The following is a 25,548-nucleotide window of genomic DNA, read 5'->3' on the forward strand; positions in this document are numbered from 1 at the left end:
GGCGACGCCGGCCGGAGCCCCGCGCCCGTCCGGGGTCCCGGGCCCACCGGTGGGGCCGGCCCGGGACCCCGGTACCGGGGTCAGTCGGCCCCGCCGCGGCGGTTCACCACCAGCCGAACTTCTCCGCCAGTTCGAACACCGCGAGGAGCAGCAGCGCGCCCACCACGAACGCCCCGTTCGCCAGGGCCGACCCGACCAGGAACGTCACGGCCGCGCGCCGCGTCGACCCGGGGATGGTCAGGAACACCGCCACGAAGCACAGCACCAGGGCGAACCCGTACGCGCCGATACAGAGCAGGAGCCCGAGCACCAGCCAGGCCGGGCCGAAGAAGAAGGTGGCGAACAGAACCTCGCCCACGCCCATGGCCCCGACGGCGCCCCAGACGCCCAGGGCGAGGAACCCGCCGATCCCGAAGTCCAGGAAGCGGCGGAGCAGGGTCGGCGGGGCCGGCGGGGGCAGCAGGACGGGCGTGGGCAGCAGCGGGACATCCGGTCGCAGGGTGTGTTCGACGTTCACAGGGGACCTCCGGGTGGCGTGCCAACCGGGGGTTCGGCACGGCGTCGACAGACTAGTGCGCCGACGGCTGACCCGCTGCCCGGTCGGGGGGAGGACCGCTGGAGACCGGGGCGGGTGTCGCCGTAACCGTCGAAGCTCTCTAGTAGAGCAGTTGCCAGCCGCCGAGCCGGACCACGAAGGTCGTCAGGGTCCCGGCGCTCACCCCGCCGTGGTAGTTGGGCCCGAAGGCGTAGTTGCCGGCCACCCCGTCGTAGTGGATGTTCTCCAGGGCGTCGCGGAGCGCCTTGTGGTCGGTGCCCTTCGTCGTCGTGATCGCCTCGGTGATCATGTGCAGGGCGTCGTAGGCGCTGGGCGCGACGCCGGAGTAGGTGTCGTACGCCTGGATGTAGCGGCGCCGGAACTCCTGCTGGGCCAGCCCGGCCGGGGTGGTCGCGATGCCGTTGGGGTCCAGCACCGCCGGGTGCACCATGAACATGCCCTCGGCATCGGCGGCGACCGGGCCGGTGAGGAACTGGTCGGCCCCCGCAGACGGATCCAGGAAGACCTTTCCGGTGTACCCGGCGGCGTGCACCGCGCTCACCGCGCGCGCCGCCCCGGGCATCAGCGCCCCGATCAGGATGGCGTCGGGCCTGGCGGCGAGCAGCTCGGCCACCTGGTCGGGCGCGTCGGAGCCGTCCTCGGCGATCCGGACGCCCTTCGTGAGGGTCACCCCGTCGCTGGACCGCACGCCGAGCGCCGCGGTCATGACCTGGGTGACGACGTCGCCGTAGGCGCCCTTCGCGGTCAGCAGACCGATCTTGTGTGCGCCCATCCGCACCGCGTTCTCGATGATGGCAGCCGCGATGTCGCCGCCGTTCGGCGACACCTTGAAGCAGTACTTGCGGCTCGCGACCGGGGTGACGATCGCGTCGCTCGCGGCGAGGGACACCAGTGGCACGCCCATCTCCTCGACGACGGGCACGATCGCGAGGGTCACCGCGGTGGTGCTCGCGCCGACGATCGCCGACACCCCGTCGGCCGTGATCAGTTCGCGGGCCGCCGCCGCGCCCTTGGCCGGGTCGCTGGCGCTGTCGCGGACGACGAGCCGGACCTTGCGGTGCTTTCCGCCGACGTCGACGCCGCCCTGGTTGAGCTGGTCGACCGTGACCTGCAGCGCGTTGCGGTGCACGGTGCCGATCACGGCCCCCGGTCCGCTGAGTTCGAGCACGGCCCCGACGACGACCTCGCCCTCCAGTCCGGCGGCGCCACCCCGCTGCGGCGTCGAGCCGCAGCCGGCGGCGACGGACGCGACGAGTACGGCTGCGGTGAGCCCTGACCAGAACCTGCGATCGACCATCCGCCGATCGTGGTCACACACTGTGGCGGCAGTCAAGCGACGAACGTGGACATTACCGGACCCTGACCTGCTTTCCGCTGCCGATTCCCCGAAGTCCCGTCACATGTGGTTACTCGGATATGACGGATTTGCCGCGCCCGGAGTGCCGTGCACAATGAGGAAATGGATCTCAACGCTGACCTCGGCGAGGGCTACGGCCGCTGGCACCTGACGGACGACGAGGCCCTCCTCGACGTCGTGACCAGTGCGAACGTGGCCTGCGGCTTCCACGCCGGCGACCCGTCGATCATGCGTCGGGTGTGCGCGGCCGCCGCCGATCGCGGGGTGCGGATCGGCGCCCAGGTGTCCTACCGCGACCTGGCCGGCTTCGGCCGCCGGGCGATGGACGTGCCGGCCGACGAACTGGCCGACGAGGTCACGTACCAGATCGGCGCGCTGCGGGTCTTCGCCGAGGCCGCCGGCGGCACGGTCAGCTACGTCAAGCCGCACGGCGCGCTCTACAACCGGGTGGTCGACGACCCGACCCAGGCCGCGGCCGTGGTCGCCGGGATCGTCCGGGCCGGTGGCCGGCTGCCCGTGCTCGGCCTGCCCGGCTCAGCCCTGCACGAAGCGGCTGGCGCCGCCGGGCTGCCGACCGTGGCCGAGGCGTTCGCGGACCGGGCGTACACAGCCCGGGGCACGCTCGTCCCGCGCGGCACGCCCGGCGCGGTCCTCGAACCGGAGGCGGCGGTCGCCCAGGCGCTCGGCATCGCCCGCGAAAGCCGGGTCACAGCGGTCACCGGGGAGGTGGTCGTGGTCGAGGCGCGGTCGATCTGCGTGCACGGGGACAGTCCGGGGGCCGTGGCGGTGGGGCGGGCGATCCGGGCGGCCCTGGCCGTGGAACCGTTCGCGTAGCCTTTCGGCCCTGTTCCCGGACAGGGCGGCACCAGCCAGGCCGGTGGGATCGGGTTCGGAGGGAGTCAAAGGCTCTTCTCCCTCCGAACCCGATCCCACCGGCCCCCTCGCGAGTTCGAGTAAGGACTGTGTCGGCTCCCGCACAGAGGACTGGCGCGATCGCGGTCCGGAGCGGATCGTGATCTCATGACCACTCCCCGCAGTGCGATCTACGGATGGGTCCCTGACCTGCCCGACCAGCGGGACCACCTGTTCTCGGCGGCCCCGTCCTCCACTCCCCTGCCCGCGAAGGTCGACCTCCGTGGCCAGTGTCCACCCGAGATCTACGACCAGGGCCAGCTCGGCAGCTGCACCGCGAACGCGATCGGCGGCGGCTTCGAGTTCAACCTGATCAAGCACGGGTTGGAGATCTTCACGCCGTCCCGGCTGTTCATCTACTACAACGAGCGGGTCATCCTCGGCACCGTCGACAGCGACAGCGGCGCCATGATTCGCGACGGGATCAAGTCCGTGGCCAAGCAGGGCGTGTGCCCGGAGACCGACTGGGGCTACGACATCTCCCGGTTCACGGAGAAGCCCCCCGCGAGCTGCTACGACACGGCGCTGCGGCACCGGGTCACCGCCTACAAGCGGGTGCCCCAGACGTTGCGCCAGCTCAAGAGCTGCCTCGCGCAGGGCTACCCGATCGTGTTCGGCTTCGCGGTCTACGAGAGCTTCGAGTCCCCCGAGGTCAGCCACACCGGCACGGTGCCGATGCCGCACGTGGACACCGAGCAGATGCTGGGCGGGCACGCCGTCCTGTGCGTCGGGTACGACGACGAGACGATGCGGTTCCTGGTGCGCAACTCGTGGGGCGAGCACTGGGGCGACGGCGGGTACTTCACGATGCCGTACCCGTATCTCACCGACAGCACGCTGTCGCGCGACTTCTGGATGATGACGCAGACGACGTGACGTGATCGGGGGCGGCGGGCGGCGGCGCCACGGGGGCCGCCACCCGCCGCGCACGCCCGCCGGCACCCGGCGCCGGTCAGACCCCGAAGAACGGCCGCGCGGTCTCCGGCAGCGTCACGTCCACGGCCCCCGCGTACCGCGCCGCCCACACCTCCCGGGTCATCCGCAGCCGGGGCATGTCGTCGGCCCCGCCCTCGCCGCGCGCGTGCCGCCGGACCCCGTTGTCGACGTACCCCAGCGACCGGGACACCCCCAGCGACGCCGCGTTGTCGTGCCAGGCCTCGGTCTCCGCGACCAGCGCGCCCAACCCCTCGAAGGCCAGCGCCAGCACCGCCGTCCGCATCGCCTTGCCGATCCCGAGGCCCCGGAACCCCGTCCCCAGCCAGGAGGCGGTCTCCACGGTGCGCAGGGTCGCGAAGTCGGCCGCCTCCAGGTTCTGCGCTCCGGCGAGGACCCCGCCGACCCGGACCGTGAAGTCCAGGCACCAGTCGTCGGGGCGCCAGTTGCCCAGGTTGCGCCAGTAGTACGTGTGCACAGCGCGGCCGGAGCGGCCCTCCGCCAGGCCGAAGGTCGGCAGCCTCGGGTCGATCTCGACGTCGGCGGGCATCAGGTCGGCCAGCGCCAGCAGGTCGGCGTCGACGGTCGGGGTGAGCACGACGTCGCCGACGGCGAGGCGGATGTCCAGGAACGGCCAGTAGGTCATGCCGGCATCGTCGCAGCTCCTACCGCCGGAACGCACTCCGATATGCGGCGGGGGCCACTCCGACGACGCTGTGCAGATGCTGGCGCATCGAGGTGGCGGTGCCGAAGCCGGCGCGCTCGGCGATCCGGTCGACCGGCAGGTCGGTGGTCTCCAGCAGCTGGCGGGCCAGCTCGACCCGCTGCCCGGCGAGCCACCGGGCGGGGCTGAGCCCGGTCTCCTCCCGGAACCGCCGGGTGAACGTGCGCACGCTCATCCGGGCGTGCGCCGCCATGGCCCGCAGGTCGAGGTCGTCCGCCAACCGGGTCAGCGCCCAGCCCCGGGTGGGCCCGGTGCTGGCGTCGCCGGTCTCCGGCACCGGCCGCTCGATGAACTGGGACTGGCCGCCGTCCCGCCACGACGGCACCACGCACCGCCGGGCGGCCCGGTTCGCGACCTCGCTGCCGTGGTCGGACCGGATCACGTGCAGGCACAGGTCGATGCCGGCGGCGACCCCGGCGGAGGTGAGCACCCGGCCGTCGTCGACGAACAACACATCCGGATCAAGATCCACTTTTGGGTACCGTGACCGGAACAGCTCCGCGTAGTCCCAGTGCGTGGTGGCCTTCCGCCCGTCGAGCAGCCCCGCCTCGGCGAGCACGAACGCCCCGGTGCAGATGGACATGACCCGGCCCGGGAACTCCCGCAGCGCCCGCAGCACCGGCTCGGGCGTCCCGCCGTCCTGGACCAGGGTCGACCGGCCGTGCACCCCGGGCACGATCAGGGTGTCCGCCGTGGCCAGGGCGTCGAGCCCCAGGTCGGGCACGACGGTGAACCCCGCACCGGCGGCCCGGACCGGACCGAGACCCACGGTGATCACCTCGTAGTAGGGCGCGCCGACCCCCATCGGGTCCGCCTCGTTCCATGCCTCCCCGGCAGCGAGGCGTGCGTGCCGATTCCCGGCGGGACCGGCCTGGCCGGCCGCCGGCGTCCGCACCGGGACCCGGCCCCCGACGCGGTCACCCTCGCCCCCGTCGCCGCCCAGCTTGCCGCCGGGCCTGTCGCCCGCTGGGCGGTGTCGGGCCGCGCCGAAGACCTGCGACGGCGTGCCCAGGTCGAACGCCACGAACATGTCCAGCGCGATCACGGCCACCCGGTGCGGTCTCATGGCCCGATTCTTTCACACATTGGCTTCCGGGCCACTCCCGTCCGCGCCCGGAAGGGCACAGGATGACCCGGTGAGAACATTGCACCGCGCCTGGGTCATCGCCGCCGTCATCCTGGTCGCCATCGTCGGGGCGGCCGGCTTCCGGGCCACCCCCGGCGTCCTGATCACCCCGTTGCAGGAGGAGTTCCACTGGTCGCGGAGCACCATCTCCGCGGCCGTGTCCGTGAACCTGCTGCTGTTCGGCCTCACCGCGCCGTTCGCCGCGGCCCTGATGGAGAAGCTCGGCGTCCGCCGGGTGGTCGCCAGCGCGCTGGTGCTGGTCGCGACCGGCAGCGGACTCACGGTGTTCATGACGTCGAGCTGGCAGCTCATCCTGTGCTGGGGCGTGCTGGTCGGCCTCGGTACCGGGTCGATGGCTCTCGCGCTCGTCGCCACCATCACCGGGCGCTGGTTCACCCGGCACCGGGGCGTGGTGACCGGCGTGCTGACGGCCGGCGGGGCGACCGGACAGTTGATCTTCCTGCCGCTGCTGGCGTACCTGGCGAAGGCGGACGGCTGGCGGGTCGCGGCGCTCAGCGTGGCCGGGTCGGCGCTCGCCGTCGCGCCGCTGGTCTGGTTCTTCGTCCGGGACCGGCCGCGCGACGTGGGCCTGCTGCCGTACGGGGCCACCGAGGAGCCGCCCGTCGTGCCGCTGGCCCCGGGCGGGGCGGCCCGGCGGGCGATCGGGGCGCTGCGCACCGCGGCGCGTACCCGGTCATTCTGGTTCCTGGCCGGCGGCTTCGCGATCTGCGGGGCCAGCACCAACGGCCTGGTCGGCACGCACTTCATCCCTGCGGCGCACGACCACGGCATGGCCGAGACCACGGCCGCCGGGCTGCTCGCGCTCGTCGGAATCTTCGACATCGCCGGCACGATCGTGGCCGGTTGGCTGTCGGACAGGATGGACTCCCGCAAACTCCTCGCCTGGTACTACCTCCTGCGCGGCCTGTCCCTCCTCGTCCTGCCCAGCCTGTTCTCCGCCACCACCCACCCCAACATGCTGATCTTCATCGTGTTCTACGGCCTGGACTGGGTGGCCACCGTCCCGCCCACCGTGGCGCTGTGCCGGGAGGTGTTCGGCGAGGCCGGGCCGGTCGTGTTCGGCTGGGTGTTCGCCTCGCACCAGATCGGCGCGGCGGTCGCCGCCGTCGGGGCCGGCCTGATCCGCGACTCGTTCGGCGACTACGACGCGGCCTGGTACGTCGCCGGCGCGCTGTGCTTCGTCGCCACCGGGTTCTCGTTGGGAGTCCGAGGAAAGAGCAGGAAACTGGTCCCGGTGACCGTCTAGGGTGTTTTCATGGTGAAACCTGCCCTGCCGATCGAGACGGAACGGCTGCGCCTGCGGCCGTACGCCGCAGCCGACGTCCCCGACCTCTACGCCCTGGAGTCGCACCCGGAGGTGCACCGCTACCTCTACTCGGAGCCGCGCGACCTCACCCAGGTCGCCGAGCGCGCCTCGGAGCGCACCGACTGGGTCGCCTTCCACGCGGAGGGCGACCAGTTGGCCCTGGTCGTGGAGCTGAAGGAGACCCGGGAGGTGATCGGCAGCGTCCTCCTGCACTGGGTGAGCCAGACCCACCGGCAGGGCGAGATCGGCTACACGCTGCACCCGGACCACCACGGCAAGGGCTACGCCAGCGAGGCCGCCGCCCCGCTGCTCAAGGTCGGCTTCGAGGACCTGGGCCTGCACCGGGTGGTCGGCCGGCTGGACGGCCGCAACACGGCGTCGGCGAAGGTGCTGGAGAAGCTCGGCATGCGCCGCGAGGCCCACCTGGTACAGAACGAGTTCGTCAAGGGCGAGTGGACCGACGAGGTGGTCTACGCGCTGCTGGCTAGCGAGTGGAGCGGCGCTTCTTCCTGACGCCCCAGAAGACCATGCCCGCGATCACCGTGCCGACCAGGCCGAGACACAGCCAGGTCATGAAGCCGGGGTACGTCGACGAGGAGCCGCTGACGCCGGAGTGGTAGCCGCCCGTGGACCGGTAGCCGCTGGAGCCCGAACCGCTGTAACCGCTCGAGTGGCCGCTGCCGCCCTTGATCCCGGACGAGCGGCTGCCGCCGCTCGACCTGCCGCCGCTGCCGCCGCCCTTGGCGAAGGCGGTGGCCGGCAGGATCAGCAGCGTGAAGTAGACGGTCGTAACGATGGTCGCGACTCTGCGCACCTGTCCCCCGGGTGATCGACGGCGAGGTTCCCAGGATGGGAGGCCCCGCCCGCCCCGTCAAGCGGTAGGGCCCGCGCTCGGCACCAGCGGCCCCGCCGCCGCCTCCGCCATCCCCGCCTCGGCCAGCCGCCGGCAGGCGCGCTCCCAGGCCTGGGTGTCCTCGAGAACCAGATCGTCGGTGACCTTTCCCCAGCGGATGGTCAGGAAGTGCGCGAACTGATTCAGATAGGGCTGCCCGGCGACCGTGCCGCGGATCTGGACGTGCGCCGTCAGGCGCTGCCGCCACGGCGGCCCGGCGATGACGAGTCGCCGGATCTCGAAGCGCGGCGCGGGGAGCAGCCGCGCGAAACGCTCGAACCAACGCCGGAGGTCGTGCTGGCCGCTCAGCCGCGCGCCCAGCGGGGTGTCGCCGACGAAGGTCAGGGTGCAGTCGGCGGCGAACTGCGCCAGCAGGGCATCGAGGTCGCCGCGCTCGACGGCGTCCAACCCCCGCCGGTACTGGCGACGCGCCACCAGCGCCATCGGTCCCATGGTGCCACCCTCCACGCTAGATTGACACTGTCAAGCAAGCATGGGACAGGAGATTGACAGTGTCAAGCAGTCGGGGCGTCGGTGAGCACTACCAGGGCGATCTGCGGCGGACCCTGCTGGAGGCGGCCGGGAACCTGCTGGCCGAGGTGGGCGCCGACGGGGTCAGTCTCCGGGAGGTGGCCCGGCGCGCCGGGGTCTCGCACGCGGCCCCCGCGCACCACTTTCGGGACCGGGCCGGGCTGTTCACGGCGCTGGCGACCGAGGGGTTCGAGCTGTTCGACCAGCACCTGCGGGCCGCCCTGGCCACCGAACCCCGCCAGCCGTTCGACCAGCTGCCCGCGCTCGGCCGGGCCTACGCCGAGTTCGCCGAGGTGTACCCCGGCCACTTCGCCGTCATGTTCCGGCCGGCGCTGATCCAGGTGACCGATCCCGGGTTCGCCGCCGCGAGCGACGCCGCCTTCGAGACCCTGCGCCGACACGTCGAGCGGTGCCAGCGGGCGGGCTGGCACGCCACGGCCGACACCCAGGCCCTCGCGGCAGTCGCCTGGGCCCTGGCCCACGGCATCACGGCACTGCGCGCCCAGGGTTCCCTGGCCCGGCACTACCCGGACGTCTCCCTCGACGGCGTCGTCGCCCTGGTGGGCACGCTCCTGCACGGGGAATCCGCAGGATAGGACGAGCCCGTCCCCCGGGACGGGCTCCGTCAGGCCGTGTCCACCCACGTCACCGCGTGCGCCTCCGTCACGTCCGGGGTCTCCCACTTCGCGGCCAGCCGGCGGAGCACCGCCTCGGGCACCGGGGCGGGCCGGGCGGCGTTGCGGGCCCGGATGACGGCCGGTGGAGCCTCCAGGCCGACCAGTTCGACCCGGCCGCCGTACGCGACGACCAGGCCGACGCACTGTTCGCGGAGCTGCCGGGTCACGTTGGTCGCGTTCCACACGAACGGCCGGCCGGCCCGCAGGTGCTCACGGGCCTCCTGCTGCGCCGCGGCCACGACCGGGCCCTGGCCGTCCGTCGGCTTCACCCCGAGCCTGGCGCGCACCGCGTCCAGGCTCACCACCGGAACGCCCGGGCGGTGCGCGGCGATCCAGTGGTCCTTGCCGACCCCCGGCAGACCGGACAGCACGGTGACGGTGAGCCGGGTGTCGTCGTAGGCGGGGTAGTCGGGATCGCGGTCGTCCCTGCGGAAATACTCGAACCGGGCGTGGTCGGACGGGAACGCGCGGGGGCCGTCGAGGCAGTGCTGCTCGGCGCAGTACTCGCCGTACAGGGCGACGTTGTCGAGGAACTCGTCGGTGTCCGTGCAGGTGCGGCCGAGGATGTCGGCCGTGGCGAGGAGTACCAGATGGGAGTTCTTCGCCAGCAGGCTGACCCGGAACGCGATCCGCCGCAGGTCCGGCCGCTCCAGGGCCCAGAACGGGATCTGGTGGTGGCGGACCAGAGCGGCGACCGACTCGCGGAACTCCCGGGGCGCGCCGCCCTCCCACAGCACCCGGCGGGCGAACAGTTCGCCGCGCCGGGAGTGGCCGTGCGCCGTGATCCGGCCGTCCTCCTCGCGGGTGCAGTCGGGCTTGGCGACGTCGTGCAGCAGCACGGCGGCGAACAGCAGCTCCCGCTCGGCCGTCGGCAACGCCCGCCAGGCGGGAAGCCCGGCCAGGGCCTCGCACGCCATCCGGGTGTGGACGGCCACGTCGCCCTCGGCGTGGTGGATCCGGTCCTGCGGCACGCCGGCCATCCGGCGCACCCAGTCGAACCGGGCCTCGATCGCGGCCCACGGCACCGTCCATCCAGGACCGTCGGGGCAGAGGTCAGTGAACATACATCACCGCCGGGTCGGCGAGCTGGTTCGGCGTGATCGGCCGGTCCTGCCAGTGGCTGCCCGAGTCGAGCACGGCGGTGAGGAAACTCGGCCGGACCCACTTGTACCGGCCGACGGTCTCGCCGCCCTCCTCGACCTTGACGTACAGCCCCTCCATGTCGTCGGAGGCGTCCGTCTCGCCGTCGGCGGCCCCGGTCGCGGCCAGCGCCGCGCGCCAGTCGGACGTCCGGCACGTCGAGGGGCCGACCAGCGCGGTCAGCTCGGCGAGGGTGTCCAGCGCGCCGGTGCGCAGCACGGGCACGGAGCACACCGGGGTGCCGTCGAGCAGGTCCCGCCGCCTCGCGGTGGACAGGAACGTGCCGGTCGAGCGGTCCAGGACGTCGAACTCGCAGAAGTAGTGCGGGAGGGCGTCGTAGAAGACGGTGTGCTTGGCGTACAGCCACTCGCCGTAGAGCACGAAGCGGGTGCCGAGCCGGGGGCGGAGCGCGTCGGCCACGGTCGCCGCCCAGGCCTTCAGCGGCCCGAACTGCCGCTCGCGGGGGCCACCGGTCAGGTAGTGGCCCCGGCTCTGCAGCAGCAGCCCGCCGTCCTCGGCGAAGCTGATCGCCGCGTTCGCCCCGTCCAGCTTCTCCTCCACGACGAGGAACCGGCCCCGGATCTCGTCGAACGGGACCGCCGCCAGGTCGTGGTCGCCCGGCTGGAGCCGGGAACCCTGGAGATGAGGGGTACGGGGGTACTTGCGCAGCATCCGGTCAGTTTTTCACCCGCATCAAGTGGATTTCAGTTCGATCGCCAGGTCGATCATCTCGGGGAAGTGCGGCCCGTCGGTCAGCAGCAGCACCTTGGCTTCCTCTGGCGTGACCACCCTGACCTCGAGCACCTGTTCTCCGTCGTCGGGGTTGGTGGGTTCGCCGTCGACCGTCACGTCGGCGTACAGCCACAGCCAGGCCAGCTCGGGATGCGACTGCCATGGCTTGTACGGCGCGGGCCTGCCGCTCACGCACCGGTGCGCGCCGATGAGGCCCAGCGGTCCCGCCAGAGTCGCACCCGCCTCCTCCGACAGCTCCCGGGCGACGCAGTCGACAATGGACTCGTTCTCCTCCCGGGTGCCCCCGGGCAGGAACCACACGTCGCGGGTGTCGCGGCAGACCACGATCCGCTCGCCGACGAAGCCGACGACATGGATGTTGCTGACCAGCTCGTCGGGGGCCGGCCCGGTGCTGAACACGGCGTCCAGGTCAGCCCACTCGAAGCGGAGCGGCGCGTGCAGTACCGGAAAGCGGGTCTGGAAGTTCATGCCGTGTTCATCCGGAAGTCGGCCATGTCGAAGCCGGGCGTCACGAAGCAGGTCAGCAGGACCTCCTTGTCCCACAACGGTCTCGCCGCCTGCCAGGTGCCGCCGGGCACCACGGCCTGGAGCACCTGGCCGGCCTCCAGGTCCGGGCCGAGCACGATCTCGGTCTCCTCGCCGGGCTTCTCGCCCGTGCCGCCGGTGCGCAGCAGGAGCGGGCCGCCCAGGTGCCACAGCCACAGCTCGTCGGAGCGGACCGTGTGCCAGACGGACTCCTCGCCGGAACGCAGCAGGTAGTGGATGCACGTCGCCGTCGGGCGCTCCCCGTCGTAGCCGGGGGGATCGAAGGTCACGGGGGAGGTCCAGGTGCGCCGGTACCAGCCGCCCTCGGGGTGCGGCTCGAGTCGGAGCTGCTCGATCATCGCTCAGGTCGCCTTCCGCCAGGCGGCCACCAGGGACCGCACGCTGTCGAACCGCCGCTCCGGTTCCGGTCGGCACGCGACGGCGACCACGTCGAGCTGGTCCGCCGTGCCGCGCCACGCCGACTCGTCGTCCTCGCCGTCGAGGAGCGTCCGGATGATCCGTCCCAGGGTGTACACCGTGGTCCGGATGTCGATCACACTATCCGGTCTGTACGGGTACTCCTCAGGAGCCATCAACCGCACGGCCCCCGACACCTGTCCGGTCGGCGTGAACGGCCCCGGCCGGTACCCGTCCATGTCGCACAGCACCATCGTGCCCGTGCCGAAGTCGTAGAGCAGAGCGCCCTCGGTGAGGTCCACCGCCACCATACCCGCGCGCTCCACGGCCAGGTGCGCGTCGAGCACCCGGCCGAGGGCGCGTCGCACCTCCGGCACCGGGCGCTGGCGGAACCGGGCCAGGGCGCCCGCCGGGTCCCTTCTGGACTGTCCACGGTGGTGCAGCACCTCGCCGCGCTGCCAGGAGTACACGAGGGCCAGGGTCTCCCCCACCGTGATCGCGTGCCGCAGCGGCACGATCGCCGGGTGCCGGACCATGGCGTGGAACGCGACCGCCCGGCGCAGGGACGCGTCGGCCGCCGGAGTACGGGCGGTCTTCACGAACCAGCGCCGGGCGTCGACCTCGACCCCGTAGGCCACGCACCCGGAACCCTGCCGGTCGAAGGTGCGGAACACCTCCCCGACCCGGTCCAGGTACGGCTCGACGGCGTCTACTGCGGCGATGTCCAGCAGGGGATGCGACATAGGCCAGCATCTTGCCATCCCGGACACCTCAGGAGACGGCCCCCGTGTCCGTCACACTACCGACAGTCCTCGCCCGGAACCTACGGGCGAGTAGCAGACCGGCGCCGGCGGCCACGGTCAGCGCCACCACGGCCGGAGTGATGCTGCGCACCGTGACCAGCACGAACCAGGTGCCACCGCCGGCCAGGCCCACCAGCGCCCAGCCCCAGCCCCGGGCCGCGCGGGTCACCCGGTCCGCGCCGACCAGCACGGCCATGGCGCACGGCACGATCACCAATTGGGGCAGGTCGAGGGCGAGGTAGGTGAGCAGCGTGCCGGTCTCCAGTGTCCACCCGTCAAAGCTGGCCGGGGTGATCTCGATCAGGTCGCCGGTACTGAACACCAGGGGCGCGGCCAGCAGCGCCGCCACGGCGGCCGGCCACACGGCCGGGCGAGCAGGGCGGTCGCGGACTCCGGTCAGGGCGACCGGCGCGAGCACGGAACCGGCCAGGGCCAGCTCGGCGCGGTCCGGGTGCCGCACCGCCCAGATCAGGAACACAGCCGAGGCCGCCACGACCAGGTACGGCGTCGCGACCGGCCACCAGCGCCACGCCACGGCGGCGAGCAGGACGGCCACGTAACCGAGGAGGATCGAGCGCTCCCCGTGCCCGGCGTGGTACGGCAGCAGGACCGCCGAGAACGCCGCCCCGACGCCCAACACCGCCGTGGTGACGGACCCCGCGCCGAGCGCCCGGGGCGCGCCCCACCGCAGCGCGACGACGAGGACGCCGACGGCGACGAGCAGCACCAGCGGGGACACCGGGCCGCGCAGCATGCCGAGGATCGCCAGGGTCCCGTCTCCGTAGCCGTAGCCCAGCACCTGCATGGCCAGCCACATGGCGGGCACCAGGAGCAGGACGGCCGCCCACAGCCAGCCGCCGCCCCTCGCCCGGCCGGACCGGACCCCGACCCCGACCAGGACCGCCAGGGCTCCGAGCGCCAGCACGGCGGGCAGCACCAGGGTCCAGCTGAAGCCCAGGCGGCCGATCACGACGTAGTCCTGCTCCAGGCCGCGCGTCCACAGCCCCGTGCCCACGACGACCCCCGCCCCGGCCGCGACCAGGGCGACCCTGCCGGCCACCGACGCCGCGAGATCGCGGGTGCCGCACAGCGCCAGGACACCCAGCAGCACGAACGTCCCGAACGTGTGCGGCTCCATCGACTGGTGGAGGACGACACCCTGTTCGCGCACCGGAACCACCCCGGTGGCGAACTGCCCGACGACGGTGGCGGCCAGGGTCGCGCCGAGCACGATCCGGCCGGCGGCCCGGGGCAGCACCGCCCAGGCGAGGACGGCGGCCAGCCAGCCTGCCGCCACGCCGAACTCCCACCAGTTCTCGCCGATGTCGAGGGGGACGGGCTCGCCGCCGGGGCTGGCCCGGTACAGCACGACCGTCGACACGACGGCCAGGAGCACGACCGCGACCGGGGCGACCCTGCGCAGCCCGACCTCGGCCCCGGCGTGCCGGTCCAGGCCCAGCCGGCGGCGCAGACCACTGCCGAGCATGTCGGAGACGTCGGCCAGGGTCGGGCGGGTCTGGCCGGGGCGGGCCCCGTCGAGCAGGGTCGCGACGAGCTCCTCGCCGCGTTCGGCACGAAACTCTTCGGGGTACGCGCGCAGCAGCGCACGGTACCGACGCTCCAGCATGGCTCTCCTAGGTGGTGGCGAGTCGGGGTGCGGGACCGGTGCGGGCGTGCAGCCGGGCGGTGGCCTCGGCGGCGTTGCGCGCGAGGCGCTCGGCCTCCTCGGCGAGGACCTCGGCGCCGGAGTCGGTCAGCCGGTAGTACCTCCGGAGGCGGCCGTCGACGACCTCCTCGCGGTCGGCGACGACCTGACCGGCGGTGGCGAGCCGGTCCAGCGCGGCGTAGAGGGTGCCGGCGCGCAGGGTGAGCCGGCCGGCGGACAGGGCGGTGACCTCGGTGATCACGCCGTAGCCGTGCAGCGGGCCCCCGGCGAGCGCCGTGAGGATGAGGAAGGTCGGTTCCTGAATGGACTGGGCCATGCCCACCAATATACCGACCGTCGGCATATACCGCCAGACGTATACACCCAACGAGCTCTTGTCTTTGATCTTTACAAGAAGTAGCTTGCTGTAAACCACTGGCGAAAAGAGGTCCGTCGATGACCACCCCCGACTGGCGGGACGGCAAGCGCTACCTGTGGCCGCTGGGCCTGCTCGTGCCCCTGATCCCGTTCGGCGCCTGGCTCGGGGTGCACCTCACCGGCCTGTCGCTGTTCTGGTGGTCCGGGCCGATCCTCGTGTTCGTCGTGTTCCCGCTCGTGGACACGATCGTCGGCCAGGACACCGAGAACCCGCCGGAGGCGGCGATCCCGGGCCTGGAGGCCGACAGGTACTACCGGTGGTGCACCTACCTCTACCTGCCCGTCCAGTACGTCTCCCTGGTGTTCGCCGGCTGGCTGTGGACCCGGCCGGAACTCGGGACCGTCGACCGGGTCGGGCTGGCCGTCAGCGTCGGCTGCGTCAGCGGGATCGCGATCAACACAGCGCACGAACTCGGCCACAAGCGCGAGGACCTGGAACGCTGGCTCAGCCGGATCGCCCTCGCCCAGACCGGCTACGGCCACTTCTACGTCGAGCACAACCGGGGCCACCACGTCCGGGTCGCCACCCCGGAGGACCCGGCCAGCTCCCGGCTCGGCGAGAGCTTCTGGGCGTTCCTGCCCCGCTCGGTCGCCGGCAGCGCCCGGTCGGCGTGGAAACTGGAGTTCGCCCGGCTGCGGCGCGGCGGCGGCAACCCGTGGACCTGGCGCAACGACGTGCTCACCTCGTGGGCGATGACCCTGGTGCTCTTCGCGGCGCTCGCGGTCGCGTTCGGGCCCGCGATCCTGCCGTACCTGCTGATCCAGGCCGTGTTCGGCTTCTCCCTGCTGGAGGTCGTCAACTACCTGGAGCACTACGGCCTGTCCCGCCAACGCGAACACACCGGCCGGTACGAGAAGGTCCGCCCCTCGCACTCGTGGAACTCCAACCAGGTGCCCAGCAACCTGCTGCTCTTCCACCTCCAGCGGCACAGCGACCACCACACCTACCCGACCCGGCGCTACCAGTCGCTCCGGCACTTCGAGGAGGCACCGCAACTGCCGTCCGGGTACCCGTTGATGATCATTCTGGCCTGGGTGACCCCGCTCTGGCGGCGGGTGATGGACCCCCGGGTCCTCGCGCACTACGACGGGGACCTCAGCCGCACCAACCGGGGGCCGCAATAGGATCGGCGCATGACCTATCCCCAGGCCGCGCGCGCCCTGCTGCGCGACACCCTGCTCGACGCGGTCGCCGAGCAGCTCACGGACCGGGCGTTCGGTGAGATCACGATGGCCGGGGTGGCCGCCGGGGCGGGGGTCAGCCGGCAGACGCTGTACAACGAGTTCGGCTCCCGGCCGGCGCTCGCCCAGGCCTACGTGATGCGCGAGGTCTCCCGGTTCCTCGACGGGGTCGAGCGGGCGGTGCTCGCGCACGCCGACGACCCGCACGCGGCGGTCACGGCGGCCTTCGGGGTGTTCCTGACCACGGCGGCCGACCACCCGCTGCTCAAGAGTCTGATCACGAAGGACGGCAACGCCGAGCTGACGGCCCTGATCACCACGGGCGGCGAGCCGGTGCTGCACACCGCGACGGCGTTCCTCACCGACCTGATCGTGCGGACGTGGCCGCACGTGGACCCGGACGCGGCCCGCCTGCTGTCGGAGGCGGTCACCCGGCTGGCGATCAGCCACGCGATCCTGCCGAGCGCGGCGCCGGAGCTGACCGCGACGGCCGTCGAGCGGCTACTGTCGCCCTTCATCACGGCGGAGACGGGCCTGCCGCCGCGCTGACCGGCCGGACCCGGGAGGTTCAGGCCTCGCCCGCGCCACCGTGGGCGGCGGCGGCCCGGAAGATGTCCGCCAGCACCTCCGGGTCGACGTCCGAGAGGCGCTTGAACCGGATGCAGCTCTTTCCGATGTCCGCCTTCGGCAGCCGGTCCCGGTACCCCTCGGCCAGGTAGCCGCCGTCGGTGGTGACAGCCGTGACGTACACGGAGATGTAGTTCTTCCGGCTCGCCATCGACAGCAGCACCCAGTCGCCCTCGCGCCCGGAGGCGTAGCGGTAGTGGAACTTCCCGTAGCCCGGCATGCCGAACTCCATCGTGGGCGCCAGGTCGGGCACGGTGCGCCGGATCAGGTCGTGCAGCTCGGCGAGCTCGGTCCTGCGCGGCTGGTCGAGTCCCGCGATGTACTCCTCCGGCGTGCTCATCCATTCATTCTTCCCGATCAACTCCCGACTGAGGTATATATAAATAATCGTCGATAATGTGAGGGGTTCTCATGCCCATTCCGTTTCCGTTGCCGGATCCACCGACGCTCTACCACCCGACGCCGCTGCTCGCCGAGCTGCGGGAGAACGAGCCGGTCGCCCAGGTGCGGTTCCCCGACGGCAAGCTCGCCTGGCTCGTCACCCGGTACGCCGACGTGCGCACCGTCATGACGGACAACCGGTTCAGCCGCGCCGCCGCCAGCACCCCCGACCAGCCGCAGATGGGCCTCGGTTCGCTGGCCACCGAGTCCCTGATCGCGAAGGACCCGCCGGAGCACACCCGGTTGCGCCGGCTCGTCGCCCGCGCCTTCACGCACCGCAGGGTCGAGGAGCTGCGGCCCCGGGTCGCCGACGTCGTGACCGAACTCCTCGCCGGCCTGCGCAAACAGCCCGAGCCCGCCGACCTGGTGCAGAACTTCTCCCTGCCGCTGCCGGTGCAGGTGATCTGCGACCTGCTCGGGGTGCCGGCCACCGACCGGGACCGCTTCCACGGCTGGTCGGACGCCGTGATGGGCAACTGGGAGCGCGACCAGGAGATCATGGTCGGCGGCCTGACCAGCCTCAGCCAGTATTTCGCGGAGCTGATCGCCGAGAAGCGCGCCCACCCGGGCGACGACCTGATGACCGGCCTGATCGCGGCGCGCGACGAGCACGACAAGCTCACCGAGCAGGAACTGGTCACCCTCGGCATCGGCCTGCTGATCGGCGGGCACGAGACCACCGCCAACCAGATCAACATGTTCCTGCTGACCCTGCGGGAGCACCCGGCGGAGCTGGCCAGGCTCCGGGAGGACCCCAGCCTGCTGGAGTCCGGGGTGGAGGAGTTGATGCGCTTCACCCAGCTCGGCAACTCCGTGTCCAGCATGATCCGGGTGACCACCGAGGACGTGGAGCTGGGCGGGGTCACCATCCCGGCCGGCTCCCCGGTGATGCCGGCCCTCGGCGCGGCCAACCGCGACCCCGCGGTGTTCGTCGACCCCGACCGGCTCGACGTGACCCGGGCGGACAACCCGCACATCGGTTTCGGGGCTGGCGCGCACCACTGCCTCGGCGCGCAGCTCGCCCGGATGGAACTCCAGGAGGCGTTGCGCGGCCTGCTGCACGGCCTGCCGAACCTGCGGATCGTCGCGCCGGAGTCGGAGCTGGTCTTCAAGCCGACGATGATCGTGCGCAGCCTGGAGTCGCTGCCGGTGGCCTGGTCATGAGCGGGCGGTGGCAGGTCAGCGTCGACAAGACCCGCTGCATCGGATCGGGGATGTGCGCCGGGTCCGTTCCCGAACTCTTCGAACTCGACGGGGGGCTCTCCCGGCCGGTGCTGGAGACGATCGACCCCGACGAGCGGGTGCTCGACGCGGCGGTCTCCTGCCCGGTCGAGGCCATCCTGCTGGTGGACACCGCGACGGGCGCGGAGGTGCCGCTGGAGTAGGCGGGCGCGGGTCCGCGGGTCAGTCCTCGCGGACCCAGCCGTGCGGGACTCCGCCGTTCAGTCCCCGGTGAGGGACGGGTCCTCCTCCGGGGCGGGGCCGGCGACCAGCAGCCGGGCCGTGCGGACCTGGTCGACGATGTCGGCGAGCGCGTCGTCGACCCCGTCGGCCACGTCGGGCAGCGGCAGGTCCGCCGGCGGGTGGTGCAGCACCACGGAGGCGGCCAGGTCGTTGAGGGCCGCCGACAGCAGCGCGGTCTGGGTGGCGTCCGGGGGCGGCGCGCCGGTGTCGAGCCGCACGGCGTAGCCGGTGACGGCGTCGGTGACGTTCTCCAGGGCCACGACGGCCGGCCACCAGGCGGCGGCCCGGGTGCTGGCCGGCGGCGGCTCGGCGAGGGCCTGCTCGACGGCGGTCCGGGCGTCGGCGAGCCCCCGGTACGCCTGCCGGCGCAGCCGCACCCTGTCCGTGGTCGCCGCCGGGCGCAGCGCCCCGTCGAGGTAGCCGGCCACCCCGCGCACCGCGGTGGCGAACCGGGGGCCGATCCGGGCGTGCCAGGTCTCCGGCCACAGCAGGTAGCCGGCGACGAGCACGATCCCGCAGCCGAGCACCGTGTCCACGATCCGCAGGCCCAGCAGCGGGCCGGCGTGGCTGGTCAGGTCGATCAGGAACAGGAACGCCGGGGTGGTGGCCACGGTCATCACGCCGTAGCCGCGAACCCGGCTGACCGGGACCAGGGCCATGGCGATCACCACGAACGGCACGATCGGCCAGCCGGGCGGCACGACGGCGAGCACCGCCCCGGCGATGGCGACCCCGAGGACCGTGCCGGCGGCGCGCTGGGCCGCGCGGGCGAACACGGAACCGAAGTCGGGCTTGAGGACGAACGCGACGGTGGTGGGCAGCCAGTAGGACCTGTCCTGGTGCAGCAGGCCGGCCGCGAACAGGGCCAACCCCATGCACAACGCCAGACGGGTGCCGAACATCAGCGCCGCCGGGGACAGCACCCGCGCGACGGCCTGCCGGGTCCGGTCCGGCCGGGCCGCGCCCGGGGTGCCGTGCCCGGTCAGGTGGTCCTGGCCCGAGTCGGAGACCGCGCGCAGCGCCACCCGCAGCGACCGCAGGCCCGGGGTGTCGCCGGGCAGCTTCTCCGGCAGCTGGGGCCGGCGGTCCTCCCGGATCGCGTCGGCCACCTCGAAGACGGCGGCGACCATCGCGTCCGGGACCGGCTTGTTCTCCCACAGCAGCGCCGACGTCGACTCGCCCAGCAGGGTGCCGGCGTTGAGCAGCTCGAGGAGCTGGCGTTCCTCCTCGGTGCGCGGGCCGGTGCGCAGCCGGTAGCCGAGCAGGTTGTCGTAGGCGTTGTTGAACGCGGCGGTCACGAACCGCCGGGCGGGCACCGCCGCCGGGGTGCCCGTCACCGCCAGCTGGTTGACCAGCGAGTCGAACGCGGCGGCCACGGCGGCGCGCTGCGGGCGCTGTCGGGCCAGTGGCCACTCGGCGACGGCCAGGAGCAGCAGCAGGGCCGCCCCGGCCAGGTACAGCACCGGCGGGGCCCACCGCGGCCCGGACAGCGGCATCGAGTAGCCGAGGACGCCGGTCACGACGAACTGCAGGCCGGCCAGGGAGCTGACCGGGCCCGCGGCCGCCGCCGCCCCGCTGGCGAAGAAGAGGCCGATGAGGACCGGCAGCGCGTACACCTGGTGGCGCAGTTCGATCCCGACGACCATGCCGAGCGCGCCGGCCAGGGCGGGCACTGCGATCCGCAGCAACCGGGTCCGGTACGCCTCGGAGCGGTCGTTGGCCGAGGACAGCAGCATCGCCAGCGCCGCGGGCACCACGAGCGGCAGGTGGTCGGTGGCCAGCCCGACGGTGAGCACGATGACGACGGCGAGGGTGAGACGCAGCGTCGGCCCCCACGGGATGGGCGCGGACACCGGACGGAGGGACAACACCAGCCAGTCGGGGGCGTAGCGGTCCGGACGCCACCACTGGGCCTGGGTCATAACTGAAAGATAATAGGCTTTCCGCGCGCTGTGAAAAGATCAAACACACCGCCGACGAAAGGGACCGGGTGCATTCGGACAACCTCTACGTGATCCTTCTCATCGCCGGCCTCGCGGTACTCGCCAGCGTCGGTGCGGCCCGGCTCGCCAGCGGCGCCGGCCTCCCCGTCCTGCTCGCCTACCTCGGAGTGGGCCTCCTCCTCGGCGAGGACGGCCTCGGACTCCGCTTCGACAACAACCACCTCGCGCACAACGTCGGCAACGCCGCGCTCGCCGTCATCCTCGTCGAGGGCGGCCTGGCCAGCCACTGGCGCACCCTGCGACCGGCGCTGCTGCCCGCCGGGCTGCTCGCCACCGTCGGCGTCGGCATCAGCGTGCTCATCACGGCCCTCGGCGCGTGGCTGTTCATCGGCGTCGACTGGCGCCTGGCTCTGCTGCTCGGGGCGATCGTGGCCTCCACGGACGCCGCCGCCGTGTTCTCCGTCCTGCGCAACCTGCCGCTGCCGGGCCGGCTCGGTGGGCTGCTGGAGGCCGAGTCCGGCTTCAACGACGCGCCCACCGTCATCCTCGTCGTCATGCTCAGCGCCGCCGGGCTGGACTGGACCGCGCCCCTCGTCATGCTGTACCAGCTGGTGGCCGGCTCGGCGTTCGGCCTGCTGATCGGCGGGGCCGGCGCGTGGCTGCTGCGCCGGCTGTCGTTGCCGTCCTCCGGCCTGTACCCGGTCGCCGCGTTCGGGACCGGCATCATCGCGTTCGCCGCCGCCGGCACGCTGGAGGCCAGCGGGTTCATCGCCGCGTACCTGGCCGGCATCGTGCTCGGCAACGCCGGCCTGCCGCACCGCCGCGCCGTGCGGTCCGTCGCCGAGGGCCTGGGCTGGGTCGCGCAGATCGGCCTGTTCGTCATGCTCGGCCTGCTCGTCACCCCGCACGAACTGGGCTCGGCGATCCTGCCGGCCCTCATCGTCGGCGCGGTGCTGCTCCTCGTCGCCCGACCGGCGTCGGTCCTGGTGTCCCTGCTCCCGTTCCGGTGGCCGTGGCGCGAACAGGCCTTCCTGTCCTGGGCCGGACTGCGCGGGGCGGTGCCCATCGTGCTGGCCACCATCCCGGTGGTCGCCGGCGTCCCCGGCAGCGAACAGCTGTTCAACATCGTGTTCGTCCTGGTGGTCGCGTTCACCCTGGTCCAGGGGCCGACGCTGCCGTGGCTCGGCCGGATCCTGCGGGTCACGGTCTCCGACCCGATCCGGGACATGGAGGTCGAGTCCGCGCCGCTGGACGCGCTCGCCGCCGACCTGCTGTACCTGACCATCACGCCCACGTCGCGGCTGCACGGCTGCGAGATCTTCGAGCTGCGGCTGCCGGCCCCGGCGGCGATCACCCTGGTGGTCCGGCGGGGCGAGGCGTTCGTGCCCGAGCGGCGGACCCGGCTGAAGATCGGGGACGAGCTGCTCGTCGTCACCGGCGCGGACAACCGGCCGGCCGTGGAGGACCGGCTGCGGGCCGTGGCCCGGGGTGGGCCGCTCGCGCGGTGGTACGGGTTCCGGTGACGCGCTGACGAACGGCCGTCGCTGCCGGGGCGGGGACCACCGTAACCGTCAAGGTCCTCGGTTTTTCGGGAGCGGCGTCCGCCGGCCCGCGGCAGGTCCCCGCGCGGGTCCGCGGCTCAGCCCGGATGCGCGCCGACCGCGTCGCGGATCTCGATGCCCAGCGACAGCCCACTGGACCGGGCGCAGTGCCCGCAGCAGAAGAACCGGCCGTCGACCTCGACGCCGTGCCCGAGGACCCGGCACCGGCAGTGCTCACAGATCGGGGCCAGCCGGTGGGCCGCGCACTCCATGGAGTCGAACACGTGCACGTTGCCACCGACCGTGTGCACCTCGAACGACATCCAGTAGTCGTTCCCGCATACCTCGCAGATCGCCATGCCCAATACTGTGCAAGACGACGACCCGCCCGCGGGCGGAAACTGCCGATTTAGGGCAGTACCTGGATAGTCTCGGTCGGTTCCCGCAGCGCCCGGCCCACAGTGCAGTACTTCTCGTGCACCCGGTGCGCGACCGCCTCGAACACCGCCGCGGCCTCGTCGTCGCCAGCCGGCAACTCGATCTCGTACGTCGCCGTCACCGCCCCCAGCTTCGTCGGCTCGACCTTCTCCGCCTCGACCCGCACCGCCAGCCGCACCAGCCGGTGACCACGCTTGGCCGTCAGCGGCTCGATGGTGACGATCTCGCAGCCGCCGAGGGCCGCGAGCAGCAGCTCCACCGGGGTGAAGACACCGCCGTCGTCACCACCGCCGATCGCGACCCGCGCGCCGCGGTCGTTGGTGGCGACGAACCCGCCGTCGTCGGTTCGCTCAACGTTCACAGTGGCCATGACCGGGGATGGTAGCGGAGGCCGCGCCCCCGACGGGCCCAACGAAACCAACTTCAACACCATTAATTGGTACGGCGACACCTGCCCCGGGTTCCAGCGGCACCTCCCCGCTGGAGGACATCGGGGTCAGCCCGGGGCCCCGACGCCCAGTTCCACCGGCACCGCCTCGCGCGGGGTACCGGACTCCGGGGTGGCGCGTGCCGAGGTGGCGCGGGTCGGGGCCGACAGGCCGAAGGCCAGGCCCGCCGCGACGAGCACCGTCCCCAGGATCGCCCCGCCCGACGGGACCGCCCCGTCCAGGACCGCCGTCGCGGCCAACGCCGCCACCGGCAGCAGCCCGGCGAACATCCCGGCCTTCTCGACCCCGAGCCGGACCAGCCCGCCGTACCAGAGCACGAACGCACATGCCGTGAGTACCACCGCCAGATACAGCAGCGCCCCGGCCTCCGGCACCGTCGGCACCCGCCACGTCTCCCCGGACGCCACCGACGCGACGAGCAGCAGCGGCACGGCGAACAGGCACGCGTACGCCGCGATCGCGATCGGGGTCAGCTCCCCCAGCAGCGGGGCGGCGAGCAGCGAGAACCCGACCTCCCCCGCCAGGGTGCCGGCGGACCACACCAGCCCGGCGGTACTCGCGTGCCCCGCGCCCTGCACCAGCGCCACCCCGGCCACGATCACCGCCGCCCCGACCGTGATCCGCAGCGCCGGCCGGCGGCGTGAGAGCAGCGGGCCGATCAGGGCGAGCACCACGGGCGTACCCCCGACGACCGTTCCGACGACCGCCGGCTCGGCCTCGCGCAGGGCCGAGAGCAGGCAGACGTTGAACCCGACCAGCCCCACCGCCGCCAGCACGACCAGCCGCCCCGCGGAGCGCAACCCGATCCGTGGCAGCCGGCGCGCGATGGCCAGCAGGATCACGACCGCCAGGGTGTAGCGCAGCACCTGTCCGGCCAGCGTCGGATAGGACAGCAACGCCCGGCTGATCGGGACGGAACTGCCGAGAATGACCATCGCGGACGTGCACAACGCGGCACCGAGAACCTTCATGCCGGGTACGCTAGTCCCGACTTGGACCACCCCACAGGGCCAATCGATCAGCGAAAGACAGGACCAATGCTCGGGCTCTCCCTCACCGGACCGGCACGCGGCGACCAACTCGTCGACGCCCTGCGCGCCGCCGTCCGCGACGGCACCCTGGCCCCCGGCACCCGGCTGCCCTCCACCCGCGACCTGGCCGCCGACCTCCGGGTCTCCCGCGGCCTCGTCGTCACCGCCTACGAACAGCTCACCGCCGAGGGCTGGTTGTCGGCCCGCCGCGGCGCGGGCACCGTGGTCGCCCTCGCGCCCACCCCCACCCCGGCCCCCTTCCCTGTCCACCACGAACCGCCCCTGCCCGTGCCCCTGCGCCCCGGCGTCCCCGACCTGGCCCTGTTCCCCCGCGCCGGCTGGCGACGCGCCTACGAACGGGCCCTGGCCACCGTCGCCGACCGCGACCTCGACTATCCGGACCCGGCCGGCTCCCCCCGGCTCCGCGCCGCCCTCGCCGAGCACCTCGGCCGGGTCCGCGCCGCCCGGGCCGACCCCGCGCACCTGCTGATCACCACGGCCACCGCCCAGGCCCTGACCCTGCTGGCCACCGCACTGGCCGAGGCCTCGGTGCCCAACGGAAGCAGGGTCGCGGAGCCCGCCGGGAGCGCCGTCGCCGGACCCGTGCTCCCCCACCTCCGGATCGGCGTCGAGGACCCGGGCAGCGCCGGCATCCGCGAGCACCTCCTCGCCAACGGCCTGGAACCCGTGCCGATCCCGGTCGACTGCTCCGGCATCACGGTCCCGCCCGCCGGGTTGGCGGCGGTGCTGGTCACGCCGGCGCACCAGTACCCCACCGGCGTCGTGCTGTCCCCCGCCCGCCGCGCCGCCCTCGTCGCCTGGGCCCGCGACACCGGCGCCCTGATCATCGAGGACGACTACGACGCCGAGTTCCGCTACGACCGCGACCCCGTCGGCTGCGTCCAGGGCGTCGCCCCCGACGTCACGGCCCTCGTCGGCTCCGTCAGCAAGGCCCTGGCCCCCGCCGTCCGCCTCGGCTGGCTCCTGGTCCCCCCGGCCCTGTGCGCGGCCGTCACCCGGGCGAAGACCGCCGCCGACCGGGGCGGCCCCACCCTCGAACAGCTCGCCCTCGCCGAACTCCTCACCGGCGGCGGCTACGACCGGCACCTGCGCCGGGCCCGCCGCGCGTACCGGACCCGACGCGACGCCCTGCTCGCCGCCGTGACCCGCCACCTCCCCGACGCCCAGGTCGAGGGCATCGCCGCAGGCCTGCACGCCGTCGTGACCCTGCCGGAAGGTGTGGACGACGTGGCACTGTGCGCGCGGGCCGTGGAACACGGACTGGCCCCGACCCCACTGAGCAGCCTGCGCCTCGCAGCGGCCGGCCCACCGGGCCTGGTCATCGGCTACGCGGCCACCAGCCCGGCCGAACTCACCGCCGGCATCCGCCTCCTGGCATCCCTCCGCGAATAGCCCCTCACTGTCCGCCCGCCAGCCGCCGCAACACGTCCGCCACCCCCGGGTCGAACCCCCACCCCGAACCCTCCGGCGACACCGGCCCGAGCACCTCGCCGCCCGCCCGGGCCACGGCCAGCACGATCGCCAGGTCCCGCACCCCACAGGGGCGCGCCACGGCGACCACAGTCCCGGATCCGAACCCGTAATTGCGCGCCTGGGACCTGGCTGCGGCGTCGAGCTCGGCGTACGTCAGGACGTGGTCGCCGTGACGCACGGCT

The 25,548-nt window shown here is 73.0% G+C and carries 30 protein-coding genes; 11 read left to right on the forward strand and 19 right to left on the reverse strand.

Features of this window, described 5'->3' with window-relative positions; translation table 11 throughout:
* Positions 1-103 precede the first annotated feature (103 nt).
* On the reverse strand, positions 104-517 hold the full coding sequence (locus IW245_RS18430; protein WP_197004420.1) for a hypothetical protein: 414 nt from the start codon (positions 515-517) through the stop codon (positions 104-106).
* Between the two features lie 139 nt (positions 518-656).
* Positions 657-1,853: an ABC transporter substrate-binding protein gene (locus tag IW245_RS18435; RefSeq protein ID WP_197004421.1), complete on the reverse strand. Its 1,197-nt coding sequence runs from the start codon at positions 1,851-1,853 to the stop codon at positions 657-659.
* 162 nt (positions 1,854-2,015) lie between these two features.
* On the opposite strand from IW245_RS18435, the gene IW245_RS18440 reads away from it, so the two are divergent.
* Together IW245_RS18440 and IW245_RS18445 are read left to right on the forward strand one after the other, a co-directional pair.
* Positions 2,016-2,747 (forward strand): LamB/YcsF family protein, encoded by a 732-nt coding sequence (locus IW245_RS18440; RefSeq protein ID WP_197004422.1) that lies wholly within the window; start codon positions 2,016-2,018, stop codon positions 2,745-2,747.
* A gap of 186 nt (positions 2,748-2,933) precedes the next feature.
* Entirely contained in the window at positions 2,934-3,701 is a 768-nt protein-coding gene (locus IW245_RS18445) for a C1 family peptidase (protein WP_197004423.1), read from the forward strand.
* Between the two features lie 76 nt (positions 3,702-3,777).
* On the opposite strand, the gene IW245_RS18450 is transcribed toward IW245_RS18445, so the two are convergent.
* Both IW245_RS18450 and IW245_RS18455 read right to left on the reverse strand, forming a co-directional pair.
* Positions 3,778-4,404 carry a GNAT family N-acetyltransferase gene (locus IW245_RS18450; RefSeq protein ID WP_197004424.1) on the reverse strand — a complete coding sequence of 209 codons (627 nt, stop codon included), beginning with the start codon at positions 4,402-4,404 and terminating at the stop codon, positions 3,778-3,780.
* A 19-nt stretch (positions 4,405-4,423) separates the two neighbouring features.
* A complete protein-coding gene (locus IW245_RS18455; protein ID WP_231398853.1) occupies positions 4,424-5,548 on the reverse strand; it encodes a GlxA family transcriptional regulator in 1,125 nt (374 codons plus the stop codon).
* Between the two features lie 70 nt (positions 5,549-5,618).
* Between IW245_RS18455 and IW245_RS18460 the strand changes: the two genes are divergently transcribed.
* Positions 5,619-6,875 carry an MFS transporter gene (locus tag IW245_RS18460; protein ID WP_233473087.1) on the forward strand — a complete coding sequence of 419 codons (1,257 nt, stop codon included), beginning with the start codon at positions 5,619-5,621 and terminating at the stop codon, positions 6,873-6,875.
* Between the two features lie 9 nt (positions 6,876-6,884).
* Positions 6,885-7,448 carry a GNAT family N-acetyltransferase gene (locus IW245_RS18465; protein ID WP_197004426.1) on the forward strand — a complete coding sequence of 188 codons (564 nt, stop codon included), beginning with the start codon at positions 6,885-6,887 and terminating at the stop codon, positions 7,446-7,448.
* On the opposite strand, the gene IW245_RS18470 is transcribed toward IW245_RS18465, so the two are convergent.
* Both IW245_RS18470 and IW245_RS18475 read right to left on the reverse strand, forming a co-directional pair.
* Positions 7,420-7,749, reverse strand: a complete 330-nt coding sequence (locus tag IW245_RS18470) for a hypothetical protein (RefSeq protein WP_197004427.1) — start codon at positions 7,747-7,749, stop codon at positions 7,420-7,422. The genes IW245_RS18465 and IW245_RS18470 overlap by 29 nt on opposite strands.
* 57 nt (positions 7,750-7,806) lie before the next feature.
* Positions 7,807-8,271 (reverse strand): nuclear transport factor 2 family protein, encoded by a 465-nt coding sequence (locus IW245_RS18475; protein WP_197004428.1) that lies wholly within the window; start codon positions 8,269-8,271, stop codon positions 7,807-7,809.
* A gap of 68 nt (positions 8,272-8,339) precedes the next feature.
* On the opposite strand from IW245_RS18475, the gene IW245_RS18480 reads away from it, so the two are divergent.
* Positions 8,340-8,954 (forward strand): TetR/AcrR family transcriptional regulator, encoded by a 615-nt coding sequence (locus IW245_RS18480; protein ID WP_197004429.1) that lies wholly within the window; start codon positions 8,340-8,342, stop codon positions 8,952-8,954.
* 29 nt (positions 8,955-8,983) lie between these two features.
* Here the strand turns inward: IW245_RS18480 and IW245_RS18485 are convergent, their stop codons facing one another.
* From IW245_RS18485 to IW245_RS18515, 7 genes are read right to left on the reverse strand one after another with little or no spacing between them, the layout of a single operon-like run.
* Positions 8,984-10,099: an AAA family ATPase gene (locus tag IW245_RS18485; RefSeq protein WP_197004430.1), complete on the reverse strand. Its 1,116-nt coding sequence runs from the start codon at positions 10,097-10,099 to the stop codon at positions 8,984-8,986.
* Positions 10,089-10,847 (reverse strand): RNA ligase family protein, encoded by a 759-nt coding sequence (locus IW245_RS18490; protein ID WP_197004431.1) that lies wholly within the window; start codon positions 10,845-10,847, stop codon positions 10,089-10,091. Before IW245_RS18490 ends, IW245_RS18485 begins: the two co-directional genes overlap by 11 nt.
* Before the next feature lie 21 nt (positions 10,848-10,868).
* On the reverse strand, positions 10,869-11,396 hold the full coding sequence (locus IW245_RS18495) for an NUDIX hydrolase (RefSeq protein ID WP_197004432.1): 528 nt from the start codon (positions 11,394-11,396) through the stop codon (positions 10,869-10,871).
* A complete protein-coding gene (locus IW245_RS18500) occupies positions 11,393-11,812 on the reverse strand; it encodes a cupin domain-containing protein (RefSeq protein ID WP_197004433.1) in 420 nt (139 codons plus the stop codon). Before IW245_RS18500 ends, IW245_RS18495 begins: the two co-directional genes overlap by 4 nt.
* A gap of 3 nt (positions 11,813-11,815) precedes the next feature.
* Positions 11,816-12,613 carry a serine/threonine-protein kinase gene (locus tag IW245_RS18505; RefSeq protein WP_197004434.1) on the reverse strand — a complete coding sequence of 266 codons (798 nt, stop codon included), beginning with the start codon at positions 12,611-12,613 and terminating at the stop codon, positions 11,816-11,818.
* A 28-nt stretch (positions 12,614-12,641) separates the two neighbouring features.
* Complete coding sequence (locus tag IW245_RS18510; protein WP_197004435.1) at positions 12,642-14,300, reverse strand: hypothetical protein; 1,659 nt, start codon at positions 14,298-14,300, stop codon at positions 12,642-12,644.
* A gap of 7 nt (positions 14,301-14,307) precedes the next feature.
* Positions 14,308-14,655 carry a PadR family transcriptional regulator gene (locus IW245_RS18515; RefSeq protein ID WP_197004436.1) on the reverse strand — a complete coding sequence of 116 codons (348 nt, stop codon included), beginning with the start codon at positions 14,653-14,655 and terminating at the stop codon, positions 14,308-14,310.
* 119 nt (positions 14,656-14,774) lie between these two features.
* On the opposite strand from IW245_RS18515, the gene IW245_RS18520 reads away from it, so the two are divergent.
* Both IW245_RS18520 and IW245_RS18525 read left to right on the forward strand, forming a co-directional pair.
* Positions 14,775-15,881, forward strand: a complete 1,107-nt coding sequence (locus tag IW245_RS18520) for an alkane 1-monooxygenase (RefSeq protein ID WP_197004437.1) — start codon at positions 14,775-14,777, stop codon at positions 15,879-15,881.
* Positions 15,882-15,890: 9 nt separating this feature from the next.
* Positions 15,891-16,487 carry a TetR/AcrR family transcriptional regulator gene (locus IW245_RS18525; RefSeq protein ID WP_197004438.1) on the forward strand — a complete coding sequence of 199 codons (597 nt, stop codon included), beginning with the start codon at positions 15,891-15,893 and terminating at the stop codon, positions 16,485-16,487.
* Positions 16,488-16,506: 19 nt separating this feature from the next.
* Here the strand turns inward: IW245_RS18525 and IW245_RS18530 are convergent, their stop codons facing one another.
* Positions 16,507-16,905 carry an iron chaperone gene (locus IW245_RS18530; protein WP_197004439.1) on the reverse strand — a complete coding sequence of 133 codons (399 nt, stop codon included), beginning with the start codon at positions 16,903-16,905 and terminating at the stop codon, positions 16,507-16,509.
* Between the two features lie 71 nt (positions 16,906-16,976).
* Between IW245_RS18530 and IW245_RS18535 the strand changes: the two genes are divergently transcribed.
* Entirely contained in the window at positions 16,977-18,170 is a 1,194-nt protein-coding gene (locus IW245_RS18535) for a cytochrome P450 (protein WP_197004440.1), read from the forward strand.
* Positions 18,167-18,391, forward strand: coding sequence for a ferredoxin (locus tag IW245_RS18540; protein WP_197004441.1), 225 nt, complete (start codon positions 18,167-18,169; stop codon positions 18,389-18,391). The genes IW245_RS18535 and IW245_RS18540 overlap by 4 nt, the downstream gene beginning before the upstream one ends.
* A 57-nt stretch (positions 18,392-18,448) precedes the next feature.
* Here IW245_RS18540 and IW245_RS18545 read toward each other — a convergent pair whose 3' ends face one another.
* A complete protein-coding gene (locus tag IW245_RS18545; RefSeq protein ID WP_197004442.1) occupies positions 18,449-20,392 on the reverse strand; it encodes an FUSC family protein in 1,944 nt (647 codons plus the stop codon).
* Between the two features lie 68 nt (positions 20,393-20,460).
* Here IW245_RS18545 and IW245_RS18550 point away from each other — a divergent pair, with 68 nt between their 5' ends.
* Positions 20,461-21,936, forward strand: coding sequence for a potassium/proton antiporter (locus tag IW245_RS18550; RefSeq protein WP_197004443.1), 1,476 nt, complete (start codon positions 20,461-20,463; stop codon positions 21,934-21,936).
* Positions 21,937-22,052: 116 nt separating this feature from the next.
* On the opposite strand, the gene IW245_RS18555 is transcribed toward IW245_RS18550, so the two are convergent.
* The 3 genes from IW245_RS18555 to IW245_RS18565 all read right to left on the reverse strand — a co-directional run bounded on the left by IW245_RS18555 (position 22,053) and on the right by IW245_RS18565 (position 23,812).
* The gene (locus IW245_RS18555) at positions 22,053-22,313 is read right to left on the reverse strand and encodes a metallothionein (protein ID WP_197004444.1); all 261 of its coding nucleotides are present in this window, start codon (positions 22,311-22,313) and stop codon (positions 22,053-22,055) included.
* A 50-nt stretch (positions 22,314-22,363) separates the two neighbouring features.
* Positions 22,364-22,762 (reverse strand): OsmC family protein, encoded by a 399-nt coding sequence (locus IW245_RS18560; RefSeq protein ID WP_197004445.1) that lies wholly within the window; start codon positions 22,760-22,762, stop codon positions 22,364-22,366.
* Between the two features lie 126 nt (positions 22,763-22,888).
* On the reverse strand, positions 22,889-23,812 hold the full coding sequence (locus IW245_RS18565) for a DMT family transporter (protein ID WP_197004446.1): 924 nt from the start codon (positions 23,810-23,812) through the stop codon (positions 22,889-22,891).
* A 66-nt stretch (positions 23,813-23,878) separates the two neighbouring features.
* On the opposite strand from IW245_RS18565, the gene pdxR reads away from it, so the two are divergent.
* A complete protein-coding gene (gene pdxR, locus IW245_RS18570; protein WP_197004447.1) occupies positions 23,879-25,285 on the forward strand; it encodes a MocR-like pyridoxine biosynthesis transcription factor PdxR in 1,407 nt (468 codons plus the stop codon).
* Between the two features lie 4 nt (positions 25,286-25,289).
* Here pdxR and IW245_RS18575 read toward each other — a convergent pair whose 3' ends face one another.
* The gene (locus IW245_RS18575) at positions 25,290-25,544 is read right to left on the reverse strand and encodes a hypothetical protein (protein ID WP_197004448.1); all 255 of its coding nucleotides are present in this window, start codon (positions 25,542-25,544) and stop codon (positions 25,290-25,292) included.
* Between the last annotated feature and the right edge of the window lie 4 nt (positions 25,545-25,548).

The sequence above is a fragment of the Longispora fulva genome (genome assembly GCF_015751905.1).
Taxonomy (GTDB): domain Bacteria; phylum Actinomycetota; class Actinomycetes; order Mycobacteriales; family Micromonosporaceae; genus Longispora; species Longispora fulva.

Coding starts and splice junctions, on each gene's coding strand:
- IW245_RS18435 (WP_197004421.1), bottom strand. CDS start 1,853: ATGGTCGATCGCAGGTTCTGGTCAGGGCTCACCGCAGCCGTACTCGTC.
- IW245_RS18440 (WP_197004422.1), top strand. CDS start 2,016: ATGGATCTCAACGCTGACCTCGGCGAGGGCTACGGCCGCTGGCACCTG.
- IW245_RS18445 (WP_197004423.1), top strand. CDS start 2,934: ATGACCACTCCCCGCAGTGCGATCTACGGATGGGTCCCTGACCTGCCC.
- IW245_RS18450 (WP_197004424.1), bottom strand. CDS start 4,404: ATGACCTACTGGCCGTTCCTGGACATCCGCCTCGCCGTCGGCGACGTC.
- IW245_RS18455 (WP_231398853.1), bottom strand. CDS start 5,548: ATGAGACCGCACCGGGTGGCCGTGATCGCGCTGGACATGTTCGTGGCG.
- IW245_RS18465 (WP_197004426.1), top strand. CDS start 6,885: ATGGTGAAACCTGCCCTGCCGATCGAGACGGAACGGCTGCGCCTGCGG.
- IW245_RS18475 (WP_197004428.1), bottom strand. CDS start 8,271: ATGGCGCTGGTGGCGCGTCGCCAGTACCGGCGGGGGTTGGACGCCGTC.
- IW245_RS18485 (WP_197004430.1), bottom strand. CDS start 10,099: ATGTTCACTGACCTCTGCCCCGACGGTCCTGGATGGACGGTGCCGTGG.
- IW245_RS18490 (WP_197004431.1), bottom strand. CDS start 10,847: ATGCTGCGCAAGTACCCCCGTACCCCTCATCTCCAGGGTTCCCGGCTC.
- IW245_RS18495 (WP_197004432.1), bottom strand. CDS start 11,396: ATGAACTTCCAGACCCGCTTTCCGGTACTGCACGCGCCGCTCCGCTTC.
- IW245_RS18500 (WP_197004433.1), bottom strand. CDS start 11,812: ATGATCGAGCAGCTCCGACTCGAGCCGCACCCCGAGGGCGGCTGGTAC.
- IW245_RS18505 (WP_197004434.1), bottom strand. CDS start 12,613: ATGTCGCATCCCCTGCTGGACATCGCCGCAGTAGACGCCGTCGAGCCG.
- IW245_RS18510 (WP_197004435.1), bottom strand. CDS start 14,300: ATGCTGGAGCGTCGGTACCGTGCGCTGCTGCGCGCGTACCCCGAAGAG.
- IW245_RS18515 (WP_197004436.1), bottom strand. CDS start 14,655: ATGGCCCAGTCCATTCAGGAACCGACCTTCCTCATCCTCACGGCGCTC.
- IW245_RS18520 (WP_197004437.1), top strand. CDS start 14,775: ATGACCACCCCCGACTGGCGGGACGGCAAGCGCTACCTGTGGCCGCTG.
- IW245_RS18525 (WP_197004438.1), top strand. CDS start 15,891: ATGACCTATCCCCAGGCCGCGCGCGCCCTGCTGCGCGACACCCTGCTC.
- IW245_RS18530 (WP_197004439.1), bottom strand. CDS start 16,905: ATGAGCACGCCGGAGGAGTACATCGCGGGACTCGACCAGCCGCGCAGG.
- IW245_RS18535 (WP_197004440.1), top strand. CDS start 16,977: ATGCCCATTCCGTTTCCGTTGCCGGATCCACCGACGCTCTACCACCCG.
- IW245_RS18540 (WP_197004441.1), top strand. CDS start 18,167: ATGAGCGGGCGGTGGCAGGTCAGCGTCGACAAGACCCGCTGCATCGGA.
- IW245_RS18545 (WP_197004442.1), bottom strand. CDS start 20,392: ATGACCCAGGCCCAGTGGTGGCGTCCGGACCGCTACGCCCCCGACTGG.
- IW245_RS18555 (WP_197004444.1), bottom strand. CDS start 22,313: ATGGCGATCTGCGAGGTATGCGGGAACGACTACTGGATGTCGTTCGAG.
- IW245_RS18560 (WP_197004445.1), bottom strand. CDS start 22,762: ATGGCCACTGTGAACGTTGAGCGAACCGACGACGGCGGGTTCGTCGCC.
- IW245_RS18565 (WP_197004446.1), bottom strand. CDS start 23,812: ATGAAGGTTCTCGGTGCCGCGTTGTGCACGTCCGCGATGGTCATTCTC.
- pdxR (WP_197004447.1), top strand. CDS start 23,879: ATGCTCGGGCTCTCCCTCACCGGACCGGCACGCGGCGACCAACTCGTC.